The organism is Pseudomonas sp. Pse79 (assembly GCF_024519615.1).
In the GTDB taxonomy this organism is placed as follows: Bacteria; Pseudomonadota; Gammaproteobacteria; order Pseudomonadales; family Pseudomonadaceae; genus Aquipseudomonas; species Aquipseudomonas veronii.
This window is the reverse complement of record NZ_JALJRR010000016.1, coordinates 15,692-40,631: the sequence shown is the minus strand read 5'-3', so window position 1 is coordinate 40,631 and position 24,940 is coordinate 15,692. Positions and strand designations below refer to the sequence as shown.

Annotated in this window: 24 protein-coding genes and 1 tRNA gene; 12 read left to right on the top strand and 13 right to left on the bottom strand. The window is 60.1% G+C overall.

Annotated elements, in window-relative coordinates:
- Nucleotides 1-103: 103 nt before the first annotated feature.
- From NR164_RS20060 to NR164_RS20045, 4 genes are all read right to left on the bottom strand, one after another.
- The gene (locus NR164_RS20060; protein WP_256823167.1) at nucleotides 104-1,030 is read right to left on the bottom strand and encodes a sigma 54-interacting transcriptional regulator; all 927 of its coding nucleotides are present in this window, start codon (nucleotides 1,028-1,030) and stop codon (nucleotides 104-106) included.
- Between the two features lie 49 nt (nucleotides 1,031-1,079).
- Nucleotides 1,080-1,661: an alpha/beta hydrolase gene (locus tag NR164_RS20055; protein WP_017848603.1), complete on the bottom strand. Its 582-nt coding sequence runs from the start codon at nucleotides 1,659-1,661 to the stop codon at nucleotides 1,080-1,082.
- 224 nt (nucleotides 1,662-1,885) lie between these two features.
- Nucleotides 1,886-2,251 (bottom strand): response regulator, encoded by a 366-nt coding sequence (locus tag NR164_RS20050; RefSeq protein ID WP_128192249.1) that lies wholly within the window; start codon nucleotides 2,249-2,251, stop codon nucleotides 1,886-1,888.
- Between the two features lie 38 nt (nucleotides 2,252-2,289).
- On the bottom strand, nucleotides 2,290-2,976 hold the full coding sequence (locus NR164_RS20045) for a Crp/Fnr family transcriptional regulator (RefSeq protein WP_017848605.1): 687 nt from the start codon (nucleotides 2,974-2,976) through the stop codon (nucleotides 2,290-2,292).
- Nucleotides 2,977-3,059: 83 nt separating this feature from the next.
- Here NR164_RS20045 and NR164_RS20040 point away from each other — a divergent pair, with 83 nt between their 5' ends.
- On the top strand, nucleotides 3,060-3,587 hold the full coding sequence (locus NR164_RS20040; RefSeq protein ID WP_256823166.1) for a DUF962 domain-containing protein: 528 nt from the start codon (nucleotides 3,060-3,062) through the stop codon (nucleotides 3,585-3,587).
- 109 nt (nucleotides 3,588-3,696) lie between these two features.
- Here NR164_RS20040 and NR164_RS20035 read toward each other — a convergent pair whose 3' ends face one another.
- The 6 genes from NR164_RS20035 to dibA form a co-directional block, all read right to left on the bottom strand.
- Nucleotides 3,697-4,677 carry a sulfate/molybdate ABC transporter ATP-binding protein gene (locus NR164_RS20035; protein WP_017848607.1) on the bottom strand — a complete coding sequence of 327 codons (981 nt, stop codon included), beginning with the start codon at nucleotides 4,675-4,677 and terminating at the stop codon, nucleotides 3,697-3,699.
- Between the two features lie 3 nt (nucleotides 4,678-4,680).
- Complete coding sequence (gene cysW / locus NR164_RS20030) at nucleotides 4,681-5,553, bottom strand: sulfate ABC transporter permease subunit CysW (RefSeq protein ID WP_017848608.1); 873 nt, start codon at nucleotides 5,551-5,553, stop codon at nucleotides 4,681-4,683.
- Between the two features lie 13 nt (nucleotides 5,554-5,566).
- The gene (cysT, locus tag NR164_RS20025; protein ID WP_017848609.1) at nucleotides 5,567-6,385 is read right to left on the bottom strand and encodes a sulfate ABC transporter permease subunit CysT; all 819 of its coding nucleotides are present in this window, start codon (nucleotides 6,383-6,385) and stop codon (nucleotides 5,567-5,569) included.
- 168 nt (nucleotides 6,386-6,553) lie between these two features.
- Nucleotides 6,554-7,564, bottom strand: coding sequence for a sulfate ABC transporter substrate-binding protein (locus tag NR164_RS20020; RefSeq protein WP_017848610.1), 1,011 nt, complete (start codon nucleotides 7,562-7,564; stop codon nucleotides 6,554-6,556).
- Between the two features lie 177 nt (nucleotides 7,565-7,741).
- On the bottom strand, nucleotides 7,742-7,924 hold the full coding sequence (gene oscA / locus NR164_RS20015; RefSeq protein WP_010565387.1) for a sulfur starvation response protein OscA: 183 nt from the start codon (nucleotides 7,922-7,924) through the stop codon (nucleotides 7,742-7,744).
- 239 nt (nucleotides 7,925-8,163) lie between these two features.
- Complete coding sequence (gene dibA, locus NR164_RS20010; protein WP_079442615.1) at nucleotides 8,164-10,077, bottom strand: phosphodiesterase DibA; 1,914 nt, start codon at nucleotides 10,075-10,077, stop codon at nucleotides 8,164-8,166.
- A gap of 166 nt (nucleotides 10,078-10,243) precedes the next feature.
- On the opposite strand from dibA, the gene desA reads away from it, so the two are divergent.
- A complete protein-coding gene (desA, locus tag NR164_RS20005) occupies nucleotides 10,244-11,428 on the top strand; it encodes a delta-9 fatty acid desaturase DesA (RefSeq protein ID WP_046385075.1) in 1,185 nt (394 codons plus the stop codon).
- 201 nt (nucleotides 11,429-11,629) lie between these two features.
- On the top strand, nucleotides 11,630-12,631 hold the full coding sequence (locus tag NR164_RS20000) for a sensor domain-containing diguanylate cyclase (protein ID WP_256823165.1): 1,002 nt from the start codon (nucleotides 11,630-11,632) through the stop codon (nucleotides 12,629-12,631).
- Between the two features lie 65 nt (nucleotides 12,632-12,696).
- Here NR164_RS20000 and NR164_RS19995 read toward each other — a convergent pair whose 3' ends face one another.
- From NR164_RS19995 to gabD, 3 genes are all read right to left on the bottom strand, one after another.
- The gene (locus tag NR164_RS19995) at nucleotides 12,697-13,905 is read right to left on the bottom strand and encodes an HDOD domain-containing protein (RefSeq protein WP_046385077.1); all 1,209 of its coding nucleotides are present in this window, start codon (nucleotides 13,903-13,905) and stop codon (nucleotides 12,697-12,699) included.
- A 139-nt stretch (nucleotides 13,906-14,044) separates the two neighbouring features.
- Nucleotides 14,045-15,322: a 4-aminobutyrate--2-oxoglutarate transaminase gene (gene gabT / locus NR164_RS19990; RefSeq protein ID WP_017848615.1), complete on the bottom strand. Its 1,278-nt coding sequence runs from the start codon at nucleotides 15,320-15,322 to the stop codon at nucleotides 14,045-14,047.
- Nucleotides 15,323-15,503: 181 nt separating this feature from the next.
- Nucleotides 15,504-16,946, bottom strand: coding sequence for an NADP-dependent succinate-semialdehyde dehydrogenase (gabD, locus tag NR164_RS19985; RefSeq protein WP_046385078.1), 1,443 nt, complete (start codon nucleotides 16,944-16,946; stop codon nucleotides 15,504-15,506).
- Between the two features lie 370 nt (nucleotides 16,947-17,316).
- On the opposite strand from gabD, the gene NR164_RS19980 reads away from it, so the two are divergent.
- From NR164_RS19980 to NR164_RS19940, 9 genes are all read left to right on the top strand, one after another.
- Nucleotides 17,317-17,393 (top strand) — tRNA-Arg (locus NR164_RS19980).
- 167 nt (nucleotides 17,394-17,560) lie between these two features.
- Nucleotides 17,561-18,796 (top strand): tyrosine-type recombinase/integrase, encoded by a 1,236-nt coding sequence (locus tag NR164_RS19975; protein ID WP_256823164.1) that lies wholly within the window; start codon nucleotides 17,561-17,563, stop codon nucleotides 18,794-18,796.
- Between the two features lie 556 nt (nucleotides 18,797-19,352).
- Nucleotides 19,353-19,670: an AlpA family transcriptional regulator gene (locus NR164_RS19970; RefSeq protein WP_256823163.1), complete on the top strand. Its 318-nt coding sequence runs from the start codon at nucleotides 19,353-19,355 to the stop codon at nucleotides 19,668-19,670.
- Nucleotides 19,667-19,972 carry a hypothetical protein gene (locus tag NR164_RS19965; protein WP_256823162.1) on the top strand — a complete coding sequence of 102 codons (306 nt, stop codon included), beginning with the start codon at nucleotides 19,667-19,669 and terminating at the stop codon, nucleotides 19,970-19,972. Before NR164_RS19970 ends, NR164_RS19965 begins: the two co-directional genes overlap by 4 nt.
- 47 nt (nucleotides 19,973-20,019) lie before the next feature.
- Complete coding sequence (locus NR164_RS19960; protein ID WP_256823201.1) at nucleotides 20,020-20,505, top strand: hypothetical protein; 486 nt, start codon at nucleotides 20,020-20,022, stop codon at nucleotides 20,503-20,505.
- Nucleotides 20,502-20,786, top strand: coding sequence for a hypothetical protein (locus NR164_RS19955; protein ID WP_122554707.1), 285 nt, complete (start codon nucleotides 20,502-20,504; stop codon nucleotides 20,784-20,786). Before NR164_RS19960 ends, NR164_RS19955 begins: the two co-directional genes overlap by 4 nt.
- The gene (locus tag NR164_RS19950) at nucleotides 20,783-21,055 is read left to right on the top strand and encodes a DUF3077 domain-containing protein (RefSeq protein WP_256823161.1); all 273 of its coding nucleotides are present in this window, start codon (nucleotides 20,783-20,785) and stop codon (nucleotides 21,053-21,055) included. The genes NR164_RS19955 and NR164_RS19950 overlap by 4 nt, the downstream gene beginning before the upstream one ends.
- On the top strand, nucleotides 21,052-23,931 hold the full coding sequence (locus NR164_RS19945; RefSeq protein WP_256823160.1) for a DUF927 domain-containing protein: 2,880 nt from the start codon (nucleotides 21,052-21,054) through the stop codon (nucleotides 23,929-23,931). The genes NR164_RS19950 and NR164_RS19945 overlap by 4 nt, the downstream gene beginning before the upstream one ends.
- 89 nt (nucleotides 23,932-24,020) lie before the next feature.
- A complete protein-coding gene (locus NR164_RS19940) occupies nucleotides 24,021-24,878 on the top strand; it encodes a hypothetical protein (RefSeq protein WP_256823159.1) in 858 nt (285 codons plus the stop codon).
- Nucleotides 24,879-24,940: the final 62 nt, after the last annotated feature.

Sequence of the window (24,940 nt, the reverse complement as noted above, 5' to 3'; positions counted from 1 at the left end):
GGGCGTCTCTGACGACCGTATTGGGGTGGAGTGCCAGCGAAGTGCTATCGCGGCGTGAGAGTGACAATACCTAGATTTTTTATTCCCGAACAATACCTTTTATTCAGGTTGATATTCCATTTTGTTCATTTAGGAATTTGCGCAAGGTTTCCCGTTCGGCCGCATTGGCGCTTTCGAATATCCGCTGCACCTGCTCCAGCGGCGAACCGGCGGTCGGCAGGTTCAAATGCTCCGGCAAGATTTCGTCACCGCTGCTGACCAGCAAGGCAAAGTGGATGACGTTCTCCAGCTCGCGGGTATTGCCCGGCCAGCTGTGGTGTTCCAGCACGCGCTGGGCCGCGTCGCTGATCAGCGGCACCGGCAGGTCCAGGCGCTGGCTGTAGATGCCAAGAAAGTATTCGGCCAGGGACAGGATGTCGCCGACCCGCTCGCGCAAGGCCGGCAGGTCCAGTTGGCCTTCGCTGAGGTAATGGAACAGGCGCTCATTGAACTTGCCTGCGGCCACGGCCTGGGCCAGGTCGATGCTGGTCGCCGCCACCAGGCGCACGTCCACCGGGCTTGGTTGCTGCGCGCCGACGCGGGTGACTTCGTGGTTTTCCAGGGCGGCGAGCAATTTGACCTGGATCGGCAACGGCAAGTCGCCGATCTCATCCAGGTACAAGGTGCCGCCGTTGGCCGAGCCGAACCAGCCGGCCCGGCTGCTCGCCGCGCCACTGTGGGCGCCGGCGGCGTAGCCGAACAGTTCGGCATCGGCATAGGTCGGGCTGATCGCGCCGCAATTGACCGAGACAAACAGCCCGGCGCGGTCGCTGCCCCGATGGATATGCCGTGCCAGCAACTCTTTGCCGCTGCCGGTCTCGCCACGGATCAACACCGGCAAGGCGCGGGGCGCGAGGTGTTCCAGCGCTTCGCGCAGTTGCCGCGAACGCGGGTCGACGAACACCAGTGCCTTGGCGCGGATGCTCAGCGGGCTTTTTTCGGCGTCGGGGAAGGTCAGCAGCGGCTGACCGAAGGTTTCATGCAGACTCATGGCAGGCTCCCGCCCCCAATCCGCTCAGGGACGGGGCGTTGAAAAAGGTTCAGGCCGTGCGCCGGGCGTGATGCTCCAGGCGGCTTTGCAGGCGATAGAGATACGCGAAACCCTGCTCCCAGCGCTGGTGGCCGGACTTCACATTGATATGCCCGGCACCGGACAAAATGCCGGCTTCAGCGCCCCAGTCGCGCGCCAGCTCCATGGCCCTGGGGGCGCTGACGGCACTGTCGTTGTCGGAGCTGACCACCTGGCTGGGAAACGGCAGCAGGTCGCGTGGAATCGGCGCGAAGTTACGCAGCGCGGGGGCACAGGCCGGGCGTTCGACATCCGCCGGCGCCACCAGCAACGCCCCGCGCACCTGCCGCAAAAACTGCAGCGGGGCAGTGGCAGCCCAGTGGGCCACGGTGATGCAGCCCAGGCTATGGGCGATCAGAATCACTGGCGTGCTGTCGGCGGCGATCGCCTCGGCCAGCGCGGCCACCCAGTCTTCGCGACGCGGCGTCAGCCAATCGGCCTGCTCCACCCGGGCGCTGTTGGGCAGGCTGTTCTGCCAATGCGTTTGCCAATGATCTTCTGGCGATCCTTGCCAGCCCGGCACGATCAGGTAACGAATCGATTCGCTGTGCATGGGTGTGCCCTCCTGCAGCGTTTAACGTTGCTGGACAGTATAGGGACGGGGTTTATATTCGTTAAGGAATAAGAAGCTATTTATTAATAACCAAAAAATCAAACTATGGGTGGTGTATCAGCTAGCGCATTCATCAATTGATCCACCGTCATCGGGGGCAAGCCCCCTCCCACATTTAACAGCCGGGCTTGCCCGCGATCGCGAGAGCCCAGGCCACACATCTATCAGCGCCCGCGATCGCGACGCAGTAGTTTTTTCACGCGCATGACCAGCGCCTTGTCTTCAAACGGCTTGAGTAAATAATCATCCTCATGCAATTCCAAGTCGCGCAGACGGTCTTCGATCCCACCCGGGCTGGTCAGAAACAACACCGGCGTCTCGCCCTTGTGCCGAATCGCCTGCTGCAGTGTCCAGGCATTCAGCCCCGGCAGCATCACGTCCAGAATCACCAGGTCGTACTCGTTGCCCTCGACAAACCGCTGGGCGGCCATGCCGTTGGCCGCGACTTCCACGGAATAACCGGCCTCGTTCAAACCCTGGGCCATCCGCTGTGCTTCTTCGGATTCATGTTCCACTAACAGCACGCGCATAACACACCTCGATTGATCAGACCTGCAGGCTAACACCCTCAGGTGTGCGCCGCCTCACGCAGGCGCTGTGCATCGAGGATTTCGATCTCGCCATAGCCCAGGCGCACGATGCCCTGGGCTTGCAGGTCCTTGAGCAAGGCGTTGGTGGTCTGGCGCGACAGGCTCAACATCGCCGCCAGGTCTTCCTGGGGTAACTGCAGCCGGCGTTTTGAGGGTTCGATGTCGCCGTACCCTTCAATGATCATCAACAAACGATGGGCCAGCCGCACCGAGGCGGGCATCAGGCTGAGCTGTTCGAGGCCGATGAAACTCAGGCGCAACTTTTGGCTCATCAACAAGGCCAAGTCGCGCCAGTACTGCGGGGTTTCATCGAGAATGTCGAGCAATGCCTGCTGGGGCACCTGCAACAGCCTGCACGGCCCGACCGCACAGGCGTCGTGGGTGCGCGGCAGGCCGTCGAACAGGCAGATTTCACCAAACCAGTAGGGCGACTCCACCAGGCTGAGCAGCGCTTCCTTGCCCTGCTCGTTCACCGCGCTGATCCGCAAACTGCCGTCGAGCACCGCATACAAGCCGCAGGGCGGGTCACCGCGCTTGAACAGGTATTGCCCCGCCGTCAGCAGCCGCAGCCGCGCGTGGGCCAGCAGACTATGCTGAAAAGCGCCGGGCAAGTGGCTGAACCAGTGCCCGGCAGCCAGCCGGGGTCGCCATTGCTCTGCGTTCATGAGAACTCCGAAGATTGTCGCCCAACTGACAGTTAGGCGAAGGCTGACAGGGCATGATCAAACATCCTACAGGAGGAATAACAATGAAAAGCCTCGTCGACCACCTCAGTCAATACGCCGCCTACCACCGCGACCCGCGCAATATCGCCAGCCACTTTATCGGCATCCCGCTGATCGTGGTCGCCGTCGCCGCGTTGCTTTCACGCCCGGAGTGGCCGCTGGCCGGGCTCTGGCTGTCGCCGGCGCTGATCGTCGCGCTGCTTGCGGCGTGGTTCTACCTGCGCCTGGAACTCGCGCTGGGCGTGCTGATGAGCGTGCTGATGGGCTTGTCGGTGTGGGCCGGGCACGTACTGGCGGCGCAAAGCACGCCGGTCTGGCTCAGCGGCGGTATCGGTATGTTCGTGGTGGGTTGGGTGATTCAGTTTGTCGGGCATTACTACGAAGGCAAGAAGCCGGCGTTTGTGGATGATGTGTCGGGGCTGATCGTCGGGCCGTTGTTTGTGGTGGCGGAGTTGGCGTTTTTGCTGGGGTTGCGGCACGAGCTCAAGCAGCAGATTGAAGAGCGTTCGGGGCCAGTCGCTCGCCGCAATCTAAAGCCGAGAGAAGTCTGAATGTGGGAGGGGGCTTGCCCCCGATTGCAGTGGGTCAGTCACTGAAGATATTGACTGATCCACTGCTATCGGGGGCAAGCCCCCTCCCACATTGGGTGTTGTAGTGTACTTAGGCTTTTTGCCAGACCTTGGGTTTGAAGAACAAGGTCTCGCCCCGCGCCAGGCCGATCAGGCTGTCGTGGTCTTTCACCACTTCGGCTTCGATCAGTTCGCTCTGGCCTTCGACTTTCAAGGTCACCCGCGTGGTCGCCCCCAGCGGCCGGATATCGCGCACTTCGGCGGCATGGTGGTCTTCCAGTTCATGGCGCGACAGCGACACTTCGTGAGGGCGGAACAGCACGTGTTGGTCGCCCCCCAGGTGCAGGCGGTTGGAGTCGCCGAGGAAGTGGTAGACGAAATCGCTGGCCGGGTTCTCGTAGACGTCGCCCGGTGAGCCGATCTGCTCGATCACGCCCTTGTTCATCACCACGATACGGTCGGCGACTTCCATCGCCTCTTCCTGGTCGTGGGTCACGAACACCGAGGTCAGGTTGATGTCTTCGTGCAAGCGCGCCAGCCAGCGGCGCAGCTCTTTGCGCACCTTGGCGTCGAGGGCGCCGAAGGGTTCGTCGAGCAGCAGCACTTTGGGCTCCACCGCCAGGGCGCGGGCCAGGGCGATGCGCTGGCGTTGGCCGCCGGAGAGTTGTTCCGGGTAGCGGTCGGACAGCCAGTCCAGTTGCACCATGTTCAACAGTTCGTGGACTTTGACCGCGATCTGGCTTTCGTTCGGGCGCTGGTTTTTCGGCTTCATGCGCAGGCCGAAGGCGACGTTATCGAACACGGTCATGTGGCGGAACAGCGCGTAGTGCTGGAACACAAACCCGACGTTGCGATCACGCACGTCGTGGCCGGAGACGTCTTCACCGTGGAACACGATGCTGCCGGTATCCGGGGTTTCGAGACCGGCGATGATGCGCAGCAAGGTGGTCTTGCCGCAGCCGGAGGGCCCCAGCAACGCCACCAGCTCGCCACTCTGGATGTCCAGGTTGATGCTGTTCAGGGCCTTGAAGGCGTTGAAGTTCTTGCTGACATTACGGACTTCGATGGACATGGATTATTCCTCAGCCGCAGCTGCGCGCAGGCGGTTGATACGGTTCTCGCTCCACTGCTTGAGCAGCAGGATGAAGAGCGCCAGGATCAGCAACAGACTCGCCACCGCAAACGCAGCGACGTGGTTGTATTCGTTGTAGAGAATCTCGACGTGCAGCGGCAACGTGTTGGTCACGCCGCGAATGTGGCCGGACACCACCGACACCGCGCCGAACTCCCCCATCGCCCGCGCGGTACACAGCACCACGCCGTAGATCAGGCCCCATTTGATATTCGGCACGGTGACATGCCAGAACATCTGCCAGCCATTGGCGCCAAGCAGCCGCGCGGCTTCTTCTTCCTGGGTGCCTTGTTCCTGCATCAGCGGGATCAGTTCCCGGGCCACGAACGGCACGGTGACGAAGATGGTCGCCAGCACGATGCCCGGCAAGGCGAACACGATCTGGATGTCATGCGCCTGCAGCCACGGCCCAAAGAAGCCCTGGGCGCCGAACATCAGCACATAGACCAGGCCCGCGATCACCGGCGACACCGAGAACGGCAGGTCGATCAGCGTCACCAGGATGCTCTTGCCACGGAACGAGTACTTGCTCACGCACCATGCGGCGCTGACGCCGAACACCACGTTGAGCGGCACCGAGATCAGCACGGCGACCACCGTGAGCTTGAGCGCCGACAGCGCATCGGGTTCGAGGATCGCGGTGAAGAACGCGCCGAGGCCATTCTTCAAGCCCTGGGACACCACGATAAACAGCGGCAGCACCAGGAACAGGAAGAACACCAGCCAGCCCAGGCTGATCAGGATGCGCCGCGACAGCGCACTGCCACGCCGGGCAGCGTTGGCCGAGGACGCGGCGGAGATAGACGATTGGGACATGTTCCGCGCCTCCTTATGGGTGTTCGATGCGCCGCTGCAGCAAATTGATCAGCAGCAGCAACACGAAGGAAACCACCAGCATCAGCACACCGATGGAGGTGGCGCCGTGGTAGTCGTACTGGTCGAGCTTGACCATGATCAGCAGCGGCAGGATCTCGGTCTTCATCGGCATGTTGCCGGCGATGAAGATCACCGAACCGTACTCACCGACGCCACGGGCAAACGCCAGGGCGAAGCCGGTCAGCCAGGCAGGCAGCAACGCGGGCACGAGGATGTAGCGGAACACCTGCAACGGCTTGGCGCCCAGGCAGGCGGCGGCTTCTTCGATTTCCCGGGGGATATCGGCGAGGACCGGCTGCACCGTGCGGACCACGAACGGCAACGTGACGAAGGTCAGCGCCAGGGTGATGCCCAAGGGGCTGTAGGCGATCTTGAAGCCCAGGTCGGCAGCGAACTGGCCGACCAGGCCGGTCGGAGTGTACAGCGCGGTCAGCGCGATACCGGCGACGGCCGTGGGCAGGGCGAACGGCAGGTCGATCATCGCATCGATGATCTTGCGCCCGGGGAAGGTGTAGCGCACCAGCACCCAGGCCAGCAGCGTGCCGATCAGGCCATTGATCAGCGCGGCGTACAGCGCGGTGCTGAAGCTCAACTTCAATGCCGCCAGCACACGCGGTGCGGTGATGATGTTCCAGAACTGATCCCAGGTAAGTTGAGCGGCGTGTACAAACATCGCCGCGAGGGGGATGAGTACGATCAGGCTGAGGTACACCACGGTGTAGCCCAGCGTCAGCCCGAAGCCGGGTATGACGGGGGAAATACGACGCGACATAAAAGTCCTTGGTTAGCAGGTCTGACACACAAAACCCGCAGGTGAATGCGTGCTCTGTAGGAGCGGGCTTGCCCGCGAAAAACGTCAACGATAACGCGCACATTCTGGGTGCATGCGGTGCCTGGACCTTCTTCGCGAGCAAGCTCGCTCCTACAGAGGGCGGTGTTTTTATTGCGCCGAGTAGATCTGGTCGAACACGCCACCGTCGTTAAAGAATTTCGGCTGCGCAGTTTTCCAGCCGCCGAAGTCTTTGTCGATAGTCACCAAATCCAGCTTCGGGAACTGCTGGGCGTATTTGGCGGCGATTTTCTCATCGCGTGGGCGGTAGAAGTTCTTCGCCGCAATCTCCTGACCAGCCGGGCTGTACAGGTGCTTGAGGTACTCGGTAGCGATCTCGGTGTTGCCCTTTTTCTCGGCGTTCTTGTCGACCACGGCCACAGGCGGCTCGGCGAGGATCGACAGGGACGGTACGACGATATCGAACTTGTCGGCGCCGCCGTTTTCTTTCAATGCCAGGAACGCCTCGTTTTCCCAGGCCAGCAACACGTCACCCTGACCGTTGTTGACGAAGGTGATGGTCGAACCGCGCGCCCCGGTGTCGAGGACCGGTACGTGCTTGAACAGCTCTTTGACGTATTCCTGCGCCTTGGCTTCGCTGCCACCGGCTTTCAGGCCATAGGCCCAGGCGGCGAGGAAGTTCCAGCGCGCACCGCCGGAGGTTTTCGGGTTCGGGGTGATGACCGCCACGTCTTTCTTGATCAGGTCGCCCCAGTCCTTGATGCCTTTGGGGTTGCCCTTGCGCACCAGGAACACGATGGTCGAGGTGTACGGGGTGCTCGCATCCGGCAGGCGGGTCTGCCAGTTTTCCGGCAGGGTCTTGCCCAACTTGGCGATTTCGTCGATATCACCGGCCAGGGCCAGGGTCACGACGTCGGCACGCAGGCCGTCGATCACCGCACGGCCCTGTTTGCCCGAGCCGCCGTGGGATTGCTGGATCTTGACGCTGTCGCCGGGGTGGGACTGTTTCCAGTAGCTGGTGAACTCAGCGTTGTAGTCCTGGTACAGCTCACGGGTCGGGTCATACGAGACGTTGAGCAACTCGTAGTCCTTGGCAACGGCAGACCCGGCAAACACGGCGCTGGCCAAGGCAGCCAGGGCGTAACGGCGAATCGACGACATAGAAAGCTCCTGAAATTCCGGGGTGTTGGCTGACGACTGCAGGAGCGAGCTGGCTCGCGAAAAACGTCAACGATAACGCTGCACATCAGGTGCAACGCGTTGCCTTCAAGCTTTTCGCGAGCAAGCTCGCGCCTACAGGGGCATTTTTTATAGTGATGGGTCTATCGCCGCTCTTGCTCAGGCCGGTTTGTTACCCGGGTTCTGCAGGCGGAATTTTTCTTTGCGTTCGATCTGTACCACTTGAGCGTTGTGTACAGTGATTTCCACCGCGCCAAAGCGCAGATCGCGCAACGCGCTCTGGATCTCACGCAAAATGGCTGCTTCGTCCTGGCCGTCGACGCTACGTAGAGATGCGCTCATGGTCTCGCTCCTGAAATGAAAAGTGCCGCGCAGTGGCGGCACTGCTTGCGGCGTGAGGGCGATAGTAGATAAGCGCGGATATTCTTAAAAATACTATTTAAGAATGTTTATATAACCAGAAAGAATTTTCTGGCCGGACGTGGGGTTACGACGGCGTTTTGTGGCCAAGTGCCAAAATCGAGCCTGGCGAATATCCAATTGTGGGAGGGGGCTTGCTCCCTCCCACAGTTGACTGCATTTCAACTCTGGATGGCGGGTGCCCGGTCCCAGTCGATTTCACACGCCGGCATCGGGCGGCCAAACCAATAGCCCTGGCCCATGTCGCAGTTTTGCTCCAGCAGGAACCGCGCCTGCTCCACCTGTTCGATCCCCTCGGCGTGTACCTGCATGCCCATGCTTTTCGCCAGGGCGATCACCACGCGCACGATGGCGGCGTCGTCTTCATCCCACGGCACCCCGGCGACAAAGCCCTGGTCGATCTTGAGCTTCTGCACCGGCAGGCGCTTGAGACGCAGCAGCGACGAATAGCCGGTGCCAAAGTCATCAATGGCCAGGCGCAGGCCCAACTCGCGCAGGCGGTGCAGTTGTTCCAGGGCCACTTCGGGGTCTTCCATCACCGCGCTTTCGGTGACTTCCAGCTCCAGGTAAGCCGGGTCCAGGCCAGTGTCGTGCAGCACCTTGGCGACTTGCTCATACAACTCGCGTCGCGCAAACAAGCGACTGGACACGTTGATCGCGATAAACCTCAACGGCGCGCCGTCCTCCAGCCACTGGCACATCTGGGCGCAAGCCTCGTGCATGACCCAGGCGTCGATATCGGCAATCAACCCGGTGCGTTCGGCGATGGGGATGAACTCGACCGGCGGCACCAGGCCGCGCTCCGGGTGTTGCCAGCGCACCAGGGCTTCTACGCCGATCAGGCGGCTGGTGTGCAGGTCGTGAACCGGCTGGTAGTAGACACGCAGCTCCTGCTGGTCGAGGGCGCGGCGCAGTTCGCCGGCAATTTCCACGCGGTTCTGCGCGTGGGCAGTCAACTCTTCGGTGTACAACGCGTAGCCTTCACGGCCGACGCTCTTGGCCTTGAACAACGCGGAGTCGGCGTTACGCAACAACTGCTGGGCACTCAGCGCGTCGCTGGGAAACAGGCTGATGCCAACGCTCGCACTGATAAACAATTGGTGGCCGTCGAAATTGAACGGGAGTTTCATCGCATCGAGCATGCGTTGCGCGAGCGCGGCGGCCTGTACCACCTGTGGACAGTTTTCCGCCAACACCGCGAATTCGTCCCCGCCCAGCCGCGCCAGCGTCACGCCGGTGCCGAATTGGCTTCTCAGGCGTTCACCGACCAATTTGAGCAACTGGTCGCCGACGTTATGGCCCAGGCTGTCGTTGATGATCTTGAAGTGGTCCAGGTCGAGCAGCAGCAACGCACAGCCGCGTTTATGCACTTGCGCCGAAGCCAGGGCCTGCTCGGCGCGGTCGGTGAACAGCAGGCGGTTGGGCAGGTCGGTCAGCGGGTCGTGGTGCGCGAGGTGCGCCAGTTCGTGCTCGGAATCCTTGATGGCGCTGATATCGGAAAACACCGCGACGTAATGGCTGACATGGCCGAGGTCGTCGTGAATCACCCGGATGGTTTGCCACTGTGGATAAATTTCGCCGCTTTTGCGCCGGTTCCAGATTTCCCCGCTCCACTCGCCGGTTTGCTCCAGGGCCAGGAACATCTGCTGGTAAAAACTCGACGAATGGCGGCCTGACTTGAACAAGCTGGGTTGCTCGCCCATGACATCTTCGCGCCGATAGCCGGTGATCGCCATAAAGGCCCGGTTCACATGGACGATCTGCCCCTTGGCATCGGTGACCAGCACCCCTTCACGGGTGCAATCGAACACGGCAGCGGCCTGGCGCAGGCGCTCACGACTCTCTTTGAGCGGTTGCTGCAATTCGTTGACGCGCGCAAAGCGCGCGCAAATCAGGTAAATCACCAGGGCGCTGAGGGCCACCCACACATAGCCGCGCAGCTGCAGCCACTGATCTAACTCAACCGGGTCATCGAGGAACTTGATCAATACCCGGTGAGTAAGCACAACCCACAGCAGCGAAACCAGCAGATATACCAACCCCGCGCGCCGGGCACCTCGGTATGAGAACAACATATGGCCAGTAATCCTTACTAAAAAGCTAGATTCGCCCTACAAAGGTTACGGATTATAGAATAAGAAACATCCCGTCACTCCTATCTGAAAGGTCGGCTGGTTTTCTCTGTGAGCTTAGTGATAATGCGTGAGCTGTTTTTTTCTTTATCTGAGGGCCATACAGCCTATGTGGTACAACGGTTTTCTTGACCTGTCAGCCTGGCAACTGGTGGCAGTCACCCTGTTGATGACCCACGTGACCATTATTGGGGTCACCGTCTATCTGCACCGCTATTCAGCCCATCGCTCCCTGGAGCTCAATGCCGGCCTGAAACACTTCTTCCGCTTCTGGCTGTGGCTGACCACGGCGCAGAACACCCGCGAGTGGACCGCCATCCACCGTAAGCATCACGCCAAATGCGAAACCGTCGACGACCCGCACAGTCCCGTCATTAAAGGCCTGTCTACCGTATTGCGCAAAGGTGCCGAGCTCTATCGCGCCGAAGCGGAAAACCCCGAGACCCTGCGCATCTACGGCAAGAACTGCCCGGACGACTGGATCGAACGCAAACTCTACACGCCCTACCCGCTCTTGGGTGTGGCAATCATGGGTGTGATCGACCTTCTGCTGTTCGGCACCATCGGCATCACCATCTGGGCGATCCAGATGATGTGGATTCCATTCTGGGCCGCCGGTGTGATCAACGGCCTCGGCCACGCCGTGGGCTATCGCAACTTCGAATGCCGGGACGCGGCGACCAACCTGGTGCCGTGGGGCATCATCGTGGGCGGCGAAGAGCTGCACAACAACCACCACACCTACCCCAACTCCGCCAAACTGTCGGTGAAGAAATGGGAGTTCGACCTCGGCTGGGCGTGGATCAAGCTGTTCAGCTTGCTGCGCCTGGCCAAGGTGCAGCGCGTCGCGCCGATCGCCCACCGTGTCGAAGGCAAGGGCCACCTGGACATGGACACCGCCATGGCGATCCTCAACAACCGTTTCCAGATCATGGCCCAGTACCGCAAGCTGGTGATCGGCCCGCTGGTCAAGCAGGAACTGGAGAAGGTCGATCACTCGGTGCGCCACCAGTTTCACCGTGCCAAGCGCCTGCTGTCGCGGGAAACCAGCCTGCTGGATGACCGCCACCACCTGCGCATCCAGAGCATGCTGGAACACAGCCAGGCCCTGAAAGTGATCTACGAAAAGCGTCTGGCCCTGCAGCAGATCTGGCTCAAGACCAGCTCCAACGGCCACGATATGCTGGCCGCGATCAAGGAATGGGTGCATGAGGCCGAGGCCAGCGGCATCCAGTCCCTGCGCGATTTTGCCCACCAATTGAAGACCTACTCGTTGCGCCCTGCAACGGTGTGAACACGCGGGGGGGAAGGCTTGCCTTCCCCTCTGATCGCTTTTTTGACGCCATTCTCCAGACACCCATAAATCCGTCACAATCGCCCCCAATGACGGAACTTAGACGCAATTCGTCCCTCTCAAACAACACTTCGCCATCATGGTGGCCCCTTGTTGTGACCGCTGCTGAACCCTGCGGCGCGCCCAGAGAGAGTTGTGCCGATGGTCCAAGAAAAAACGCACCTGCCCGCTCCCCCCACCGCTGAACCCCCACGCCCCGCAGCCGCAGCAACCTTGCTGGCGTTGATGCACGCCCAGGGCGAGGTCGAGCGGCTGAGTGAGCGTGAGCAATTACTCAGTTCCCTGCTGGTCAGCGTGAATGCGGTGCTATGGGCCATCGACTGGGCGTCGCGACGCGTGCTGTATGTGAGCCCGGCGTATGAGCGGGTGTTTGGCCGTTCCGCCGGCATGCTGCTGGCCGACCACCGGGAATGGCGCAACAGCATTCACCCCGAAGACCTCGACTACGCCGAACACAGCCTGGCCCGCGTACTCGAACAAGGCGCCGTGGAAGACCGCGAGTACCGCATCATCACGGCCGGCGGGCAGATTCGCTGGCTCAGCGACAAGTGCTACATCAACCAGCAGGCCGAACCGGGCGAACCGTTGATCGTGGTCGGCATGGCCGAGGACATCACCGACAAGAAACAGTTGGAGCTGGAGCTGCACCGCCTGGCCACCACCGACGTGCTGACCCAGAGCAGCAACCGCCGACACTTTTTCGAATGCGCCAACCAGGCCTTCGACAGCGCCCGCGCCCAGGCTGCGCCGCTGGCATTCCTGCTGCTGGACATCGATGACTTCAAGGACGTCAACGACACCTACGGCCACTTGGAGGGCGATCAGGTGTTGCGGCGCATTGCCGAGAGCGGTCGTGGCGTACTGCGCCGTGGCGACCTGTTCGGGCGCATTGGCGGCGAAGAGTTCGCCGCCGTGCTGCCCGGTTGCGCGCCGGAGATGGCGCTGCAAGTCGCTGAGCGGCTTGGCAAGGAAATCCAGGCGTTGAGCTTCAGCTATGAAGGCCACGCATTCACCGTGACGGTCAGCCAGGGCCTGGCCAACCTCAACGAGCAAGACTCGACCCTGAACAACCTGTTCGCCCGCGCGGATGGCGCCATGTACGAAGCCAAGCGCCTGGGCAAAAACCGCGTGGTTGCTGGCTAGAGAATCAACACAGAGCAAATGTGGGAGGGAACCTGCCCCCTCCCACATCTGAATTTCATAGCCCTTTAGGCCTTGCGCAACCTCATCAGCTCCGACAGCCCCATTTTCAGCAAGCGCGCGGTCTTGCTCCTGGCCAGCGCTTCCAGCCCTTCATGCTCGGTCAACCGCGCCATCTGCGCCGCCAGGTTCATCACCAGCGCCTCCCGCGAATACACCCCGCCTTCCAGGGAGTAGATCGCCGCGATCAACTGGCGCAGTTCCAGCGGCAAGCGCCAACGCGTGCGCAACGCCGAACCGTAAGCGGCACCCAAGGCGTGCAGCGACTCGCCAATCGCTTCGTCATCCAGCGCCCCGCCACCCTGGCGCCAGTCTTCCAGGCAGCGCAACAACGCCAGGTCGCCGAGCCGATGCAGGATGCCCGCGCTGTAGCAGCGCTCGTGGTCCAGCTCCAGCATGCGCGCCAGACGGCGGGCGTAGTCGGCGGTGTCCTGGGACAACTGCCAGTGACGCTCGGCATACGCCACCAGGCCCGGATCACCCAATACCACGTTGTGCTTGAGCGCCAGGCCGAGTATCAGGTTCATGCTTTGCCCGGCCTGCAGCTTGTGCAACGCCGCCGACAGGGTCTGCACCGGCGTGCCGTGATGGCCGGCGCTGTTGGCGGCGGCGATCAGCACGGCGGTGATCTGCGGGTCCATACACACGCGGTCTTCCAGGCACTTGAGGTCCAGGCCCTCCGGCCCGAGGCTGTCTTGCACGGCGGCCTTCACATCGACCCACAGCGGCGCGCCATCGCAGGCGTCGCGGCGGCGCTCGAGGAACACCGGCAAGGTCATGCCCGGCGCCAGTCGCGGCACTTCGCAGTACACGCTTTCGCCTTCGTTGAGCAGCAGGTCTTGCAGGCGCTGGGTCAGGCCGTCCATGTTCAGCGGTTTGGTCAGATACGCCGTGGGTGCCAAGGGCAAGGCCTCACGCACGCTGGCGCTGTCATTGCGACTGCTCAAGAGGATGAACGGCAACGCGGGCGAGCGACGCTGCTGACGCACATTGCGCAACAGGCTCAGGCCATCGATGCCCGGCAGTTCCCAATCCGCCACGATCAGGTCGTAGGCTTTGTCGCGCAGCAGCGTAGCCGCTTGCCGGCCATCGCCACACATATCCAGCCGTGCGTCGCAACGCACATTCAACAACACCTGCTTGAGCAGGTCCCGCGACCAAGGGTCTGCCTCAGCAATCAACACCCGGGGTACAGCGGGTAAATCCACAGCACTCATCCTGCACGCTCCATCTGCAATGCCTGCACCTTAGACAATGCGGCGGCCTACGTACAATGAACAACCACTGAATGTGCTGCATCAGGTAAAAAAAAACCCGCCGAAGCGGGTTTTTTCTATCGATCGGTTCAGCCCGGGCTTACAGCTCGGAGAAGCACTCTTCGATGATTGCCAAGCCTTTGTCCAGTTGCTCGTCCGGCGCGGTCAGCGGCACCAGGATGCGCAACACGTTGCCGTAAGGGCCGCAGGACAGCAGGATCAAGCCTTTCTCACGCGCCTTGGCCACTACGGCGGCAACGGCAGCAGCGTTTGGCTTGTGGGTGTCGCCACCTTCGAACAGCTCGATCGCGATCATCGCGCCCAGGGCACGCACGTCGCCGATCACCGGGTACTTGGCCTGGATGGCCTTGAGGCCGGAAACCAGACGCTCGCCGACGGCTTTGCAGCGATCCAGCAGGTGCTCTTCTTCGAACACTTCCAGCACGGCCAGGGCCGCGGCGCAAGCGATCGGGCTACCGGCGTAGGTGCCGCCGAGGCCGCCTGGCGCGATGGCGTCCATGTATTCGGCCTTGCCGCACACACCGGCCAACGGGAAACCGCCGGCGATGGATTTGGCGAAGGTGGTCAGGTCGGCAGTCACGCCCATCTGTTCCATGGCGAAGAACGTACCGGTACGGCCGGCACCGGTTTGCACTTCGTCGGCGATCAGCAGGATGCCGTGCTTGTCGCACAGTTCGCGCAGGCGCTTCATGAAAGGTTTAGGCGCGACGTAGAAACCGCCTTCGCCCTGCACCGGCTCGATGATGATGGCAGCGATATCACGCGGCTCGGCATCGTTCTTGAAGATGCGTTCGATGCTGGCGATGGAGTCGTCGACGCTCACGCCATGCAGTTCGTTCGGGTACAGCGCGCGGAAGATGCCGCCTGGCATCAGGCCCATGCCGGCCGAGTAAGGCACGACTTTACCGGTGAGGCCCAGGGTCATCATGGTGCGACCGTGGTACGCGCCGGTGAACGCGATGATGCCAGCACGGCCAGTGGCAGCGCGGGCGATTTTCACGGCGTTCTCAACTGCTTCGGAACCGGTGGTGACCAGCAGGGTTTTCTTGGCGAAATCACCTGGGACCTTGGCGTTGATTTTTTCGCACAGTTCCACGTAAGGCTCGTAGGCCAGTACCTGGAAGCAGGTGTGGGTCAGCTTGTTCAGTTGCTCGGTCACGGCCGCGATGATTTTCGGGTGTACGTGGCCGGTGTTCAGCACGGCGATACCGCCGGCGAAGTCGATGAACTCGCGACCTTCAACGTCGGTCACGGTGGCGTTCTTCGCGGACTCGGCGAAGATCGGGTGAATCTGGCCAACACCGCGCGGTACAGCGGCTTCACGGCGTTTCATCAGGGAAGCGTTGGTCTTGCTCATAAAGTCCTCATTCGCCACTCATCGGGTGGCGTTGTTCAAGGAATACGTGGCGGGGGGCAACTACGGCAGCATGCGATGATCGACTGACACAGCGTTCCCGGCCACTACGAATAACGGTGTAAAACACGCAAAGGGTCAGCGCTCTCGTGCCCTTTGCGTTTGCAGCAATGCCTTGCCGGGCTTAGATGCCCAGGCAGAGGTATTTGATTTCCAGGTAATCCTCGATCCCGTACTTGGAACCTTCACGGCCCAGGCCCGAAGCCTTGATACCGCCGAACGGCGCCACTTCGTTGGAGATCAACCCGGTGTTGACGCCGACCATGCCGTATTCCAGGGCTTCGGCCACACGGAACACACGGCTCAGGTCACGCGCATAGAAGTAGGACGCCAGACCGAACTCGGTGTCGTTGGACATCGCGATCACTTCGGCTTCGTCCTTGAAACGGAACAGCGGCGCCAGTGGGCCGAAGGTTTCTTCCTTCGCCACAGCGGCATTTTTCGGCACGTTGGTCAGGATGGTCGGCTCGAAGAAGTTACCTTCCATGACCTTGCCGCCCGCCAGCAGCGTGGCGCCTTTGGCCAGCGCGTCCGCAATGTGTTCCTGGACCTTGGCCACGGCTTTGCCGTCGATCAGCGGGCCGGTGGTGGTACCGTCTTCCAGACCGTTACCGATCTTGAGCTTGGCCACCGCCACTTTGAGTTTTTCCGCGAACGCGTCGTACACCGCGTCTTGAACGTACAGACGGTTGGCGCAGACGCAGGTCTGGCCGTTGTTGCGGTACTTGGAGATGATCGCGCCTTCGACGGCCTTATCCAGGTCAGCGTCGTCAAACACGATGAACGGCGCGTTGCCGCCTAGCTCCAGGGACACTTTCTTGATGTCCTTGGCGCATTCGGCCATCAACTGGCGACCGATTTCGGTCGAGCCGGTGAAGGACAATTTACGCACGATCGGGTTGCTGGTCAGCTCGCTGCCGATATCGCCGGCGCTGCCGGAGACCACGCTGAACACGCCTTTCGGAATGCCGGCACGCTGCGCCAGTTCAGCCAGGGCGAACGCCGAGAACGGCGTTTGCGAGGCAGGCTTGAGCACCATGGTGCAACCGGCGGCCAGGGCCGGGCCGGCTTTACGCGTGATCATCGCGGCGGGGAAGTTCCACGGCGTGATCGCAGCGGTCACGCCGATCGGTTGCTTGATCACGATCAGACGCTTGTCCGGCTGGTGGCCGGGAATCACATCACCGTAGATGCGCTTGGCTTCTTCGGCGAACCACTCGATAAAGGAGGCGGCGTAGACAATTTCGCCCTTGGCTTCGGCCAGCGGCTTGCCCTGTTCCAGGGTCATCAGGCGCGCCAGGTCTTCCTGGTTCTCGATGATCAGCTCGAACCAGCGGCGCAGCTTGTTGGCGCGCTCCTTGGCGGTCAGCGCGCGCCAGGCCGGCAGCGCTTTGTCCGCCGCTTCGATGGCGCGGCGGGTTTCAGCGGCGCCCATCTTCGGCACAGTGCCGAGAATCTCGCCCGTGGCGGGGTTGTTGACCTTGATGGTCTGACCGTTGTCCGCATCGACCCAAGCCCCATCGATAAAGGCTTGCTGGCGGAACAACTGGGCATCTTTAAGCTGCATGTCGGCTTTCCTTAACAGCACCGCGCGCGCGCGGAGCGAATTAGAGTTGTTGAAAGGCGCCTTTGGGGGCTGCCGTCAGGGAAATCAGCCCCTGCGTGCAAGCAAGTGGAGAGCGCACGGGAGACAGAGCGTTTGAAATCTCAAACGAATCCTAGGATCAAAGGGGGTACAGGGCAATAGGATGTTCGAAAAAAAGAACGAAAACCGCTTATTTGCCGGTTTTATCAGATCAACGACCTCAAGCCCCGCACCCCACCACCGAGCCACAGCGCCCGACGCAAGGCCCCAACACAGACAATTCCCACCCGCCAGCAGCCAAAAACCAGCATGGACGCCCAAGGTCGACATGGGTATGATGTCGCCCGCACAAGCATCCGTAGCTCAGCTGGATAGAGTACTGCCCTCCGAAGGCAGGGGTCGTGGGTTCGAATCCCGCCGGGTGCACCATATAGCAGTCTCGGGCTGTCTCAGACAGTCTACGAAACGCCCCAAGAAGCCCGCCCCGTGCGGGCTTTCTTGTTTCTGGCTATCCATCCCTGTCTACCCCTATAACTTCCCGCCGTGTATGCCCACGTGTATGCTTTGAGATTCCTATAACTGGAGGCATACATGCAGTGAAGCGCACTGAAATCAAACGCCGCCCCTTAGCAGACACCACACTTGCAGGACTGGAGCCGGAGAACGCTACGTATCGTGAGCAGGACGGGAATGGCCTGTACTTCCGAGTGAAACCTAACGGGCAAAAATCATGGGAGCTGCGCTACAAAAAGCCAGACGGGAAATGGTCGTGGCTGGGCCTCGGCGGCTACCCCGATATCAGTGGCTCATTGGCGAGACAGAAAGCAGCTCAACTGCGGGAAGATGCATCGACCGGCAAAAATCCATTAGTGAGCAAGCAAGCTCGCAAGGTTGCCGACCAGGTTGCTGCCAACAACACTTTTGAGACGTTAGGCCGTGAGTGGTTTGAAGCCAGACGCACAAGCTGGGAAGCAGGTACGTCCCGACGAGTACTGGGAGCACTGGAGCTTCATGTGTTCCCTGTCTTCGGCAAGCGCGTGTACACAGAAATATTGCCCCTGGAATGGATGGAGTTTCTACGTGGCATGGAGCAGAAGGGGATCATTGAACAAATGGGCCGAGTTCGCGCCTTTTGCAAAGAGATCTATGACCTGGCCCGCGTAACAGGACGAGCCGTCCACAACCCCCTTGAAGGTCTCAGCAAATTCCTGCAATCACGTAGCGCTGAAAACTATGCACACGTTTCGATTGAAGAACTGCCTGCACTACTTCGGGCGATCAACTCCTACCCTCACGCAAAGGACGTTCGCATAGGGCTTCGCTTGCTTTCCTTATTAGCATCGCGCCCGAGCGAGATCCGAGAAGCACGCTGGTCAGAAATTGATCTCTCCAAAAAGCTATGGACGATCCCAGCCGAGCGAATGAAACGTCGTCGCGAACATGTGGTGCCCCTCTCTCGACAGGCGATCGAAGCGCTCACTGAGTTACGAACACTTACAGGTGCGTACCCTCTCCTATTTCCAGGCAGGAAAGACAGGACAATCCCTCGTAGTAACACCGTCTTTCTAATGGCGCTCCGCAGACTGGGATATGCCGGTCGGCAAACAGGCCACGGCTTTCGTCACATCGCGAGCACCATACTCAATGAGCAGGGTTTCGATGAGAATCACATTGAGGCCCAGCTCTCTCATGCAAAAGAGGGTATTGCCGGGGTCTATAACAAAGCGGTGTACCTGCCTCAACGTAGAGTGATGATGCAGTGGTACGCCGATCATCTTGATGCCCTAGTGAGTGGAAATGTGGTGCAGGGCCAATTTGGAAAGGCAGTATGAGAGCACATACCCAGCCCCCCTCCAAAACCGGTGTAACGGGTGTTACTCGTGTAACGCTACTCGCCAAGTACCCGAATTCATTGGCTTTCACACCCGTTACACAGTTGAGCGACATAGCGTACATCCGATGTAACGCAGTCCCAACGTGTAACGCAAAAGTCAGCGCTCGGGTGCTGCGGGCAGCCGTTTTTCACCCGAGCCTACCAAGCTACCTTCGCTGGCTCCGCCCTTCAAGCGCAGGGCGTGGGACTTTCGGTTACACAGCGCAGGAGACACTTGGCAATGACTGATCGCCAAACCGTACTGCATTCGGCGCTAACCAGCGGTCTGCTCAAATCTCTCTCAGCGCAACCGCTCTATGATCTCTGCCGTGGACAGGTCCCTGACGCCTGCCACCTGATCGAACAGTGCTAGCTGCGCAATTACTAAACCGCCGCGTTCACCCTGCGTTGCCCCCATATTGACTACACATTGATCGGTCTAGGGGAATATTGGTTTTCTTCGTCTAGATAAATGTATAGATAGATACCCCTGTATCCATAACCAGGGATTATCCATGAAAGACCAAACCCGCAAGTACGCAAATCCCACCGAAATCCGCTCTTACGAAACGAGCGATCTGAGCGCCAAGCGAACCAGTCACCCTGCTGCAGATCCTTCAGCGATTCTGATCCGTATGCCGGAAGTAATGGGCATAGTCGGGTTAGCACGTCCAACGATTTACAAACTTATGCAGCAAGCGGATAGCGGCTTCCCAATTCCAGTAAAACTAAGCGGTAGTAGCGCACGTAGCGCTCCCGTCGCATGGGTACTGGCTGAAGTTTTAGATTGGACGCGTGCACGAATCGCGGCTCGAGACAGGGTGGCGGCATGAAAAATCGAGCCGCTAACAACGCCATTTTGCAGCCCTTTTCTGTACTCAGAACAGTCGGATTCTCATCACGCGGTATGCAGCGTTTTGAACGTTACCGCACAGAGCAAAAACGCCTGAACCGGGACGTGATGGTGATGCGATGGAGAGATGGCATCTGGTGCGCATTGTCAGTTCCCTGCCAAGCCCCTCAAGCAATCATCGTCGACGAAGGCCAACAAATCGATGCCTACGAGGATGCGCGCGCGTGCCTCGAAGACGACCTGTTGCCCTTTGTCTCCCTGCGCTGGGACATCCATGCCTGAAACGAAAACGCCCCCGGCGGCAACCGGAGGCGTTGAGGTAAATCTACATGCCTGATCAATTTATGCCGCATCGAAAAAATCCGCAAGTGATCTGCACAGTTGCACTTTCAAAAAACGGGCGTTACTCTCTGGCTGTCGCTGCAAATTCAGCGACCGGGCTTGGTAACCCGACGAAATCAAGGCGCAACAGCGCCCCCATTACGATTGCAGGCGCTTTTTTTGTGCCCGCAGTTACGTGTTATGGCGGCTGTGCGTGGGAGGCATTCGTGCCTGCCGGGTTCCTTGATTCCCGGTTTACCAACCTGCGCACAGCTGCCACCTATTCGCTTGGTAACGAACGTGGCAGCTCCTCAAATCAAGGAGCTACACAGATGAAACACGCCTTCAATCCGTCCAAAATTCGCGCTGCTGCTCATCGAGCAATGGCTCTCGCCGCTTTACACGCCAACTCCAGCCTCGCTACACGCCTGTCCCGTTACAACGCCCATATGTCCAAGGCTCGCGCTCTGGAAGCCGCTGGGGGTAGCCAATGAGCATGCTCCCAGGCTTCTCACTTCCCGAGGATCTGCTCTGCGTCAGCCAGGACGTTGAAGCCGGTATTCCCATTGATGCCATCACCTGCGCCCTCGACCGTGCCGACTCAGTTCTGATGCTGCTGGAAGATCATTTAGACGGCGATAAACCCGTACTCTCCAACCGCGTGCTTTCATCCGTCATTTGGGACGTGCGCGGCACCTTGGGCTTGATCAAAACACTCGCCTTGTACGGTGATGCCTCCTCTGTGCCAATGGGCCAGAAAGGCGGTGCCCTGTGAACACTGCCACTACTCTCGGGCGTGCCGAATTCTCATGTGCTAACGACACTCACCAGAAGCTATTCCGGGTCAACGCAGGTGTGCCGCTTGAAGATGCGCTTGAAGCAATTTCACTGTTTCAGCACTACGCCAATCAACTAACCTTCGACGCCGCCATGAGTGACAAAGGCGAGCGTTTCAGTTGGCCGGCGTTCTACCTGGGCGAGATGGCTAAAGCGCTGATTGATGACGTGAACGATGCACTGTGTGCAGCGAGTACCACGCCATGACCCAGCGTACCGGCAACACCTCAAAACGTCCCAGCTTTGCCGACGTAAAAAGCGCCGCTTTGAAGAGTATCGACCGCGTCCTTACTCACTGGCTGCCGAATGGCAAACGCGTCGACGGCGGAAAGGAATACACCGCACCGAACCCCACGCGCACGGACAAACGTGCAGGCTCACTCAAGGTCAATTTGAGCAAAGGCACCTGGGCGGATTTTGCCACCGGCGATAAGGGCGGTGACCTGATCGACCTGGTGCGCTACATCGACGGCGGCACCGACGTTGAGGCCTGTAAAAAGCTGGCGGATCTGCTCAGCGTTTCCGCAGGATCTGCGACCACCAAAAGCGCACCGGCCAAGAGCGCAACGCCGGAGTGGATCGCGATTCAGCCGATCCCGGCCGAGGCCATGAAAAAGTGCCCAGCCAAACACCGGCAACACGGTGTGCCGTCCAAGGTGTGGATCTATCGGGATGCTCAGGGCCAGCCGATCATGGCGTTGTACCGTTTCGACCTAGGTCCAGATGAAGACGGCAAACCGCGAAAGGTCTTCGCGCCGTTGACCTGGTGCAAGCGTTCCCATGGTCAAACCACCCAATGGCGCTGGCAAGGCCTGCCTGAGCCCCGGCCCCTGCTGCGTCTGAATGAGCTGGTACAGCGCACCGATGCGCCTGTGGTGTTGTGTGAAGGCGAAAAGGCCGCTGACGCCGCTGCTGAACTCATGCCCGACCACGTAGCCACCTGCTGGCCGAACGGCTCCAACTCTTGGCACAAGGCCGATCTGACGCCACTCAAGGGGCGAAGCGTTGTGCTGTGGCCGGATAACGATGCCAGCGGCAAGGCCTGCATGGACGCCATCGAGCTCAAGGTGATTGAGCTGGGCGCCGCTTCGGTGCAACGAATCTCGCTCGACGTGTTCAAGCTCAAGCCCAGCAGCAAAGGTGGCAAGCCGACACTGATCAAGGGTGGCAAATGGGCGGATGGCGATGATGCAGCGGATGCGTTAGCCAAAGGATGGACCGCTGACCACCTGACCGAGCTGGTGCGTAACGGCGAGTTTTTCGGCACTGTCACTGAGCCCCAAGAACCGAAGGCCAAGGCGCCCGCCAAACGTCCTGCTAAATCGAAAAATGACCTGTTGCCGGGCGGCTTTCGCCTGACTCCCGAAGGAGTGTTTTATTCCGGCGATGATGGTGAGGCACGCCCCGTGTGTTCGCCTCTAGAAATCATCGCTCGCACTCGCGACGACAAGGGCCACAACTGGGGCTTGTTGGTTGAGTTCGACGACCCGGACGGCGCTAAAAAACGTTGGAACATTCCAGCCCGAACCATGACCGGCGACTTCGGCAAAGACGTACTCGGCCCGCTGGTAGACATGGGCCTGCGCCTTGCCGGAAGCCGATCAGGGCGCAACGCACGCAATGACCTGCAGAGTTACCTTGGCGGCTTCGACAGCGCCCAGCGCGCACGCTTGGTGACGCGCTTGGGCTGGCACGACAATGCGTTTCTATTGCCCGAGCAACAGATCGGCTCGCACGCCGAACACCTGCATTTTTATGAAGCCGGGGCGCAGCTTCCACCCATCAACGAGGCGGGTTCTCTGGAGCAGTGGCAGCAGCAAATCGGCGCGCTATGCATCGGTAACCACCGCTTAGCGTTTGTCGTCTCTGTGGCGTTTGCAGGGCCTCTGCTGAACCTGCTGGGGCATGAGTCGGGCGGCTTCCACCTTTATGGCGACAGTTCCGGGGGCAAGACCACCCACCTGCAAGTTGCTGCCTCGGTCTATGGCGGGCCGCGTCTGGTGCGTTCGTGGCGCTCGACAGACAACGCTTTGGAGTCCATCGCCGCCGCACACTCAGACGGCCTACTGGTCCTGGATGAAATCGGCATGTGCGATCCACGCATTATTGGCGAGACGGTGTACATGCTCGGCAACGGCACCGGTAAGGCTCGGGCGAATGATCGAGGACAAGCAGGCCGACAGGTGCAGGAGTGGCGCTTGCTGTTTCTCTCGACGGGCGAGAAGACGTTGGCACAGCACATGGCAGACGCCAATAAGGAGCTGAAAGCGGGCATGGAGGTTCGCATGCTTGCGGTGCCAGCGGATGCTAGCAAGGGCCTCGGCATGTTCGATGTGCTGAATGGTTTTGAGGATGCTGCCGCCCTCTCTGATGCGCTCAAGGCCCGTGTCGGCAAATACTACGGCACACCCCTCACCGCCTTCCTACAAGCACTGTGCGCGCCAGGAGAAATGCTCAGGTGGTCGGTGATCATTCGCCGCACTGTGGAGCAGTTCATCACCCAAAACCTCCCCGCATCGGCCAGTGGGCAAGCCCAACGTGCCGCCCTTCGCTTTGGCCTCGCAGCAGCGGCCGGAGAGTTGGCCACCGCCTTCGGCGTTACCGGTTGGCCTGATGGTACGGCCACGACTGCCGCAAGGGTATGCCTGCATGCGTGGCTGTCAGAGCGTGGCGGCGCCGGAAATTTCGAGGGCGATGCAATCTTGGCCCGGCTACGCCAAGTCATCGAGCGATTTGGAGAAAGCCGCTTTACCCGCTGGGAATCCGCCGCCGCCAAGATCGATGAACACGGCCCACGCACAATTGATCGGTTGGGCTTTCGCAAGACGATGGAACACGGCATGGGCGATGCCCTGCACACCACCAACACCTACTACGTGCTGCCGGAAGCATGGCGCTCCGAAATCTTCCGAGGCATGAACCTGAGTGCGGTTAACAAAGAGCTCCTGCGACGAGGCGTTTTAGAGCCTGGAAAGGATGGCAAAGCTTCGACCGCAGTACGACTGCCAGGGCTGGGCTTGCAGCGCTGCTATGTGGTTGTCGCAGTGCCAGAGCAAGGTGATCACGGCGCCCAGGCGGCGTAATACCGGCCACTCCATGAGGATGCAGGCTCACCTTGGCCTGGCCCGCCAACGAAAAAAACCAATCAACCTTTTGCCTTTAGGAACGCAACATGAACCAGCTAAAACAGCAACAAGTCGCTTTGATTCAAGAACTGGAAATATTGGAACAAAGCCTGCCACAACTGGAGGCCGAATGGCGCAACGCACCCAGCGGATTCAGTGCGAATGGCAACATAATTGGAAGCCCTGAAAGCCGCGAGGCTATGGAAAAATTATCAAGCGTCAAAGCCCGCATAGATGTGATTCCCCGTGAGCTGGCATCAATTGATAGCAAGCTTCAACACCTGGAGAAGATGGGAAAAATTGGTCAGATCAAAGCTGACGCTATTCAAGCGATGACTGATGCAACCGCTGAAGTCGAAACGCTGGAACGGAAAAAATCGCACCTGAACGAGCGGTTTCAGACAATTCAATCAGAGGCCGATCAAGCCCTGGAAAAGGCGCAACAAGCCGAGCGCGATGCTGCAACGTCCTACGCCAAATGCCTCGCAAGCGGTGATGCCGAAGGGGAAAAAACAGCAAGCGGCGAAATGCAAAGGGCCGCTAAGCAACTGGCAACAACGGACGAGCAGGTAAGGAGGCAAGACCTGATCCTCAGTGCTCTGCAAGTCGAGCTTGATGCTCTTGAGGCTCAAATCACGAGTGCTCGCCAGCGTGGAGATGAGTCCAAGACAGCCGCGTTGAGCGCGGTTGGATTTGCATTGGATGAGGAGTGGAACGCCGTGACCGAACAACTGCTCGCTGTAGGCGCACGGTTACTTGCCGTCAGCTACCAAAAAGGCGGAATGGGAGATGGGCTGTCTGGGCTGGAGGTGCCTCGCTTCGGCCCCTTCCATTCGAGGCTTGAGCGCTCCGATTTGGCAGCGGTCGCTCGTAATATCTCATTGGCCGAGCTGCTAGCCGCGTAACCCCGAATCAGCCCGCGCTCGCGGGCTGTTTACTCTTGCCAATATCGCGCATCACTTGGCGA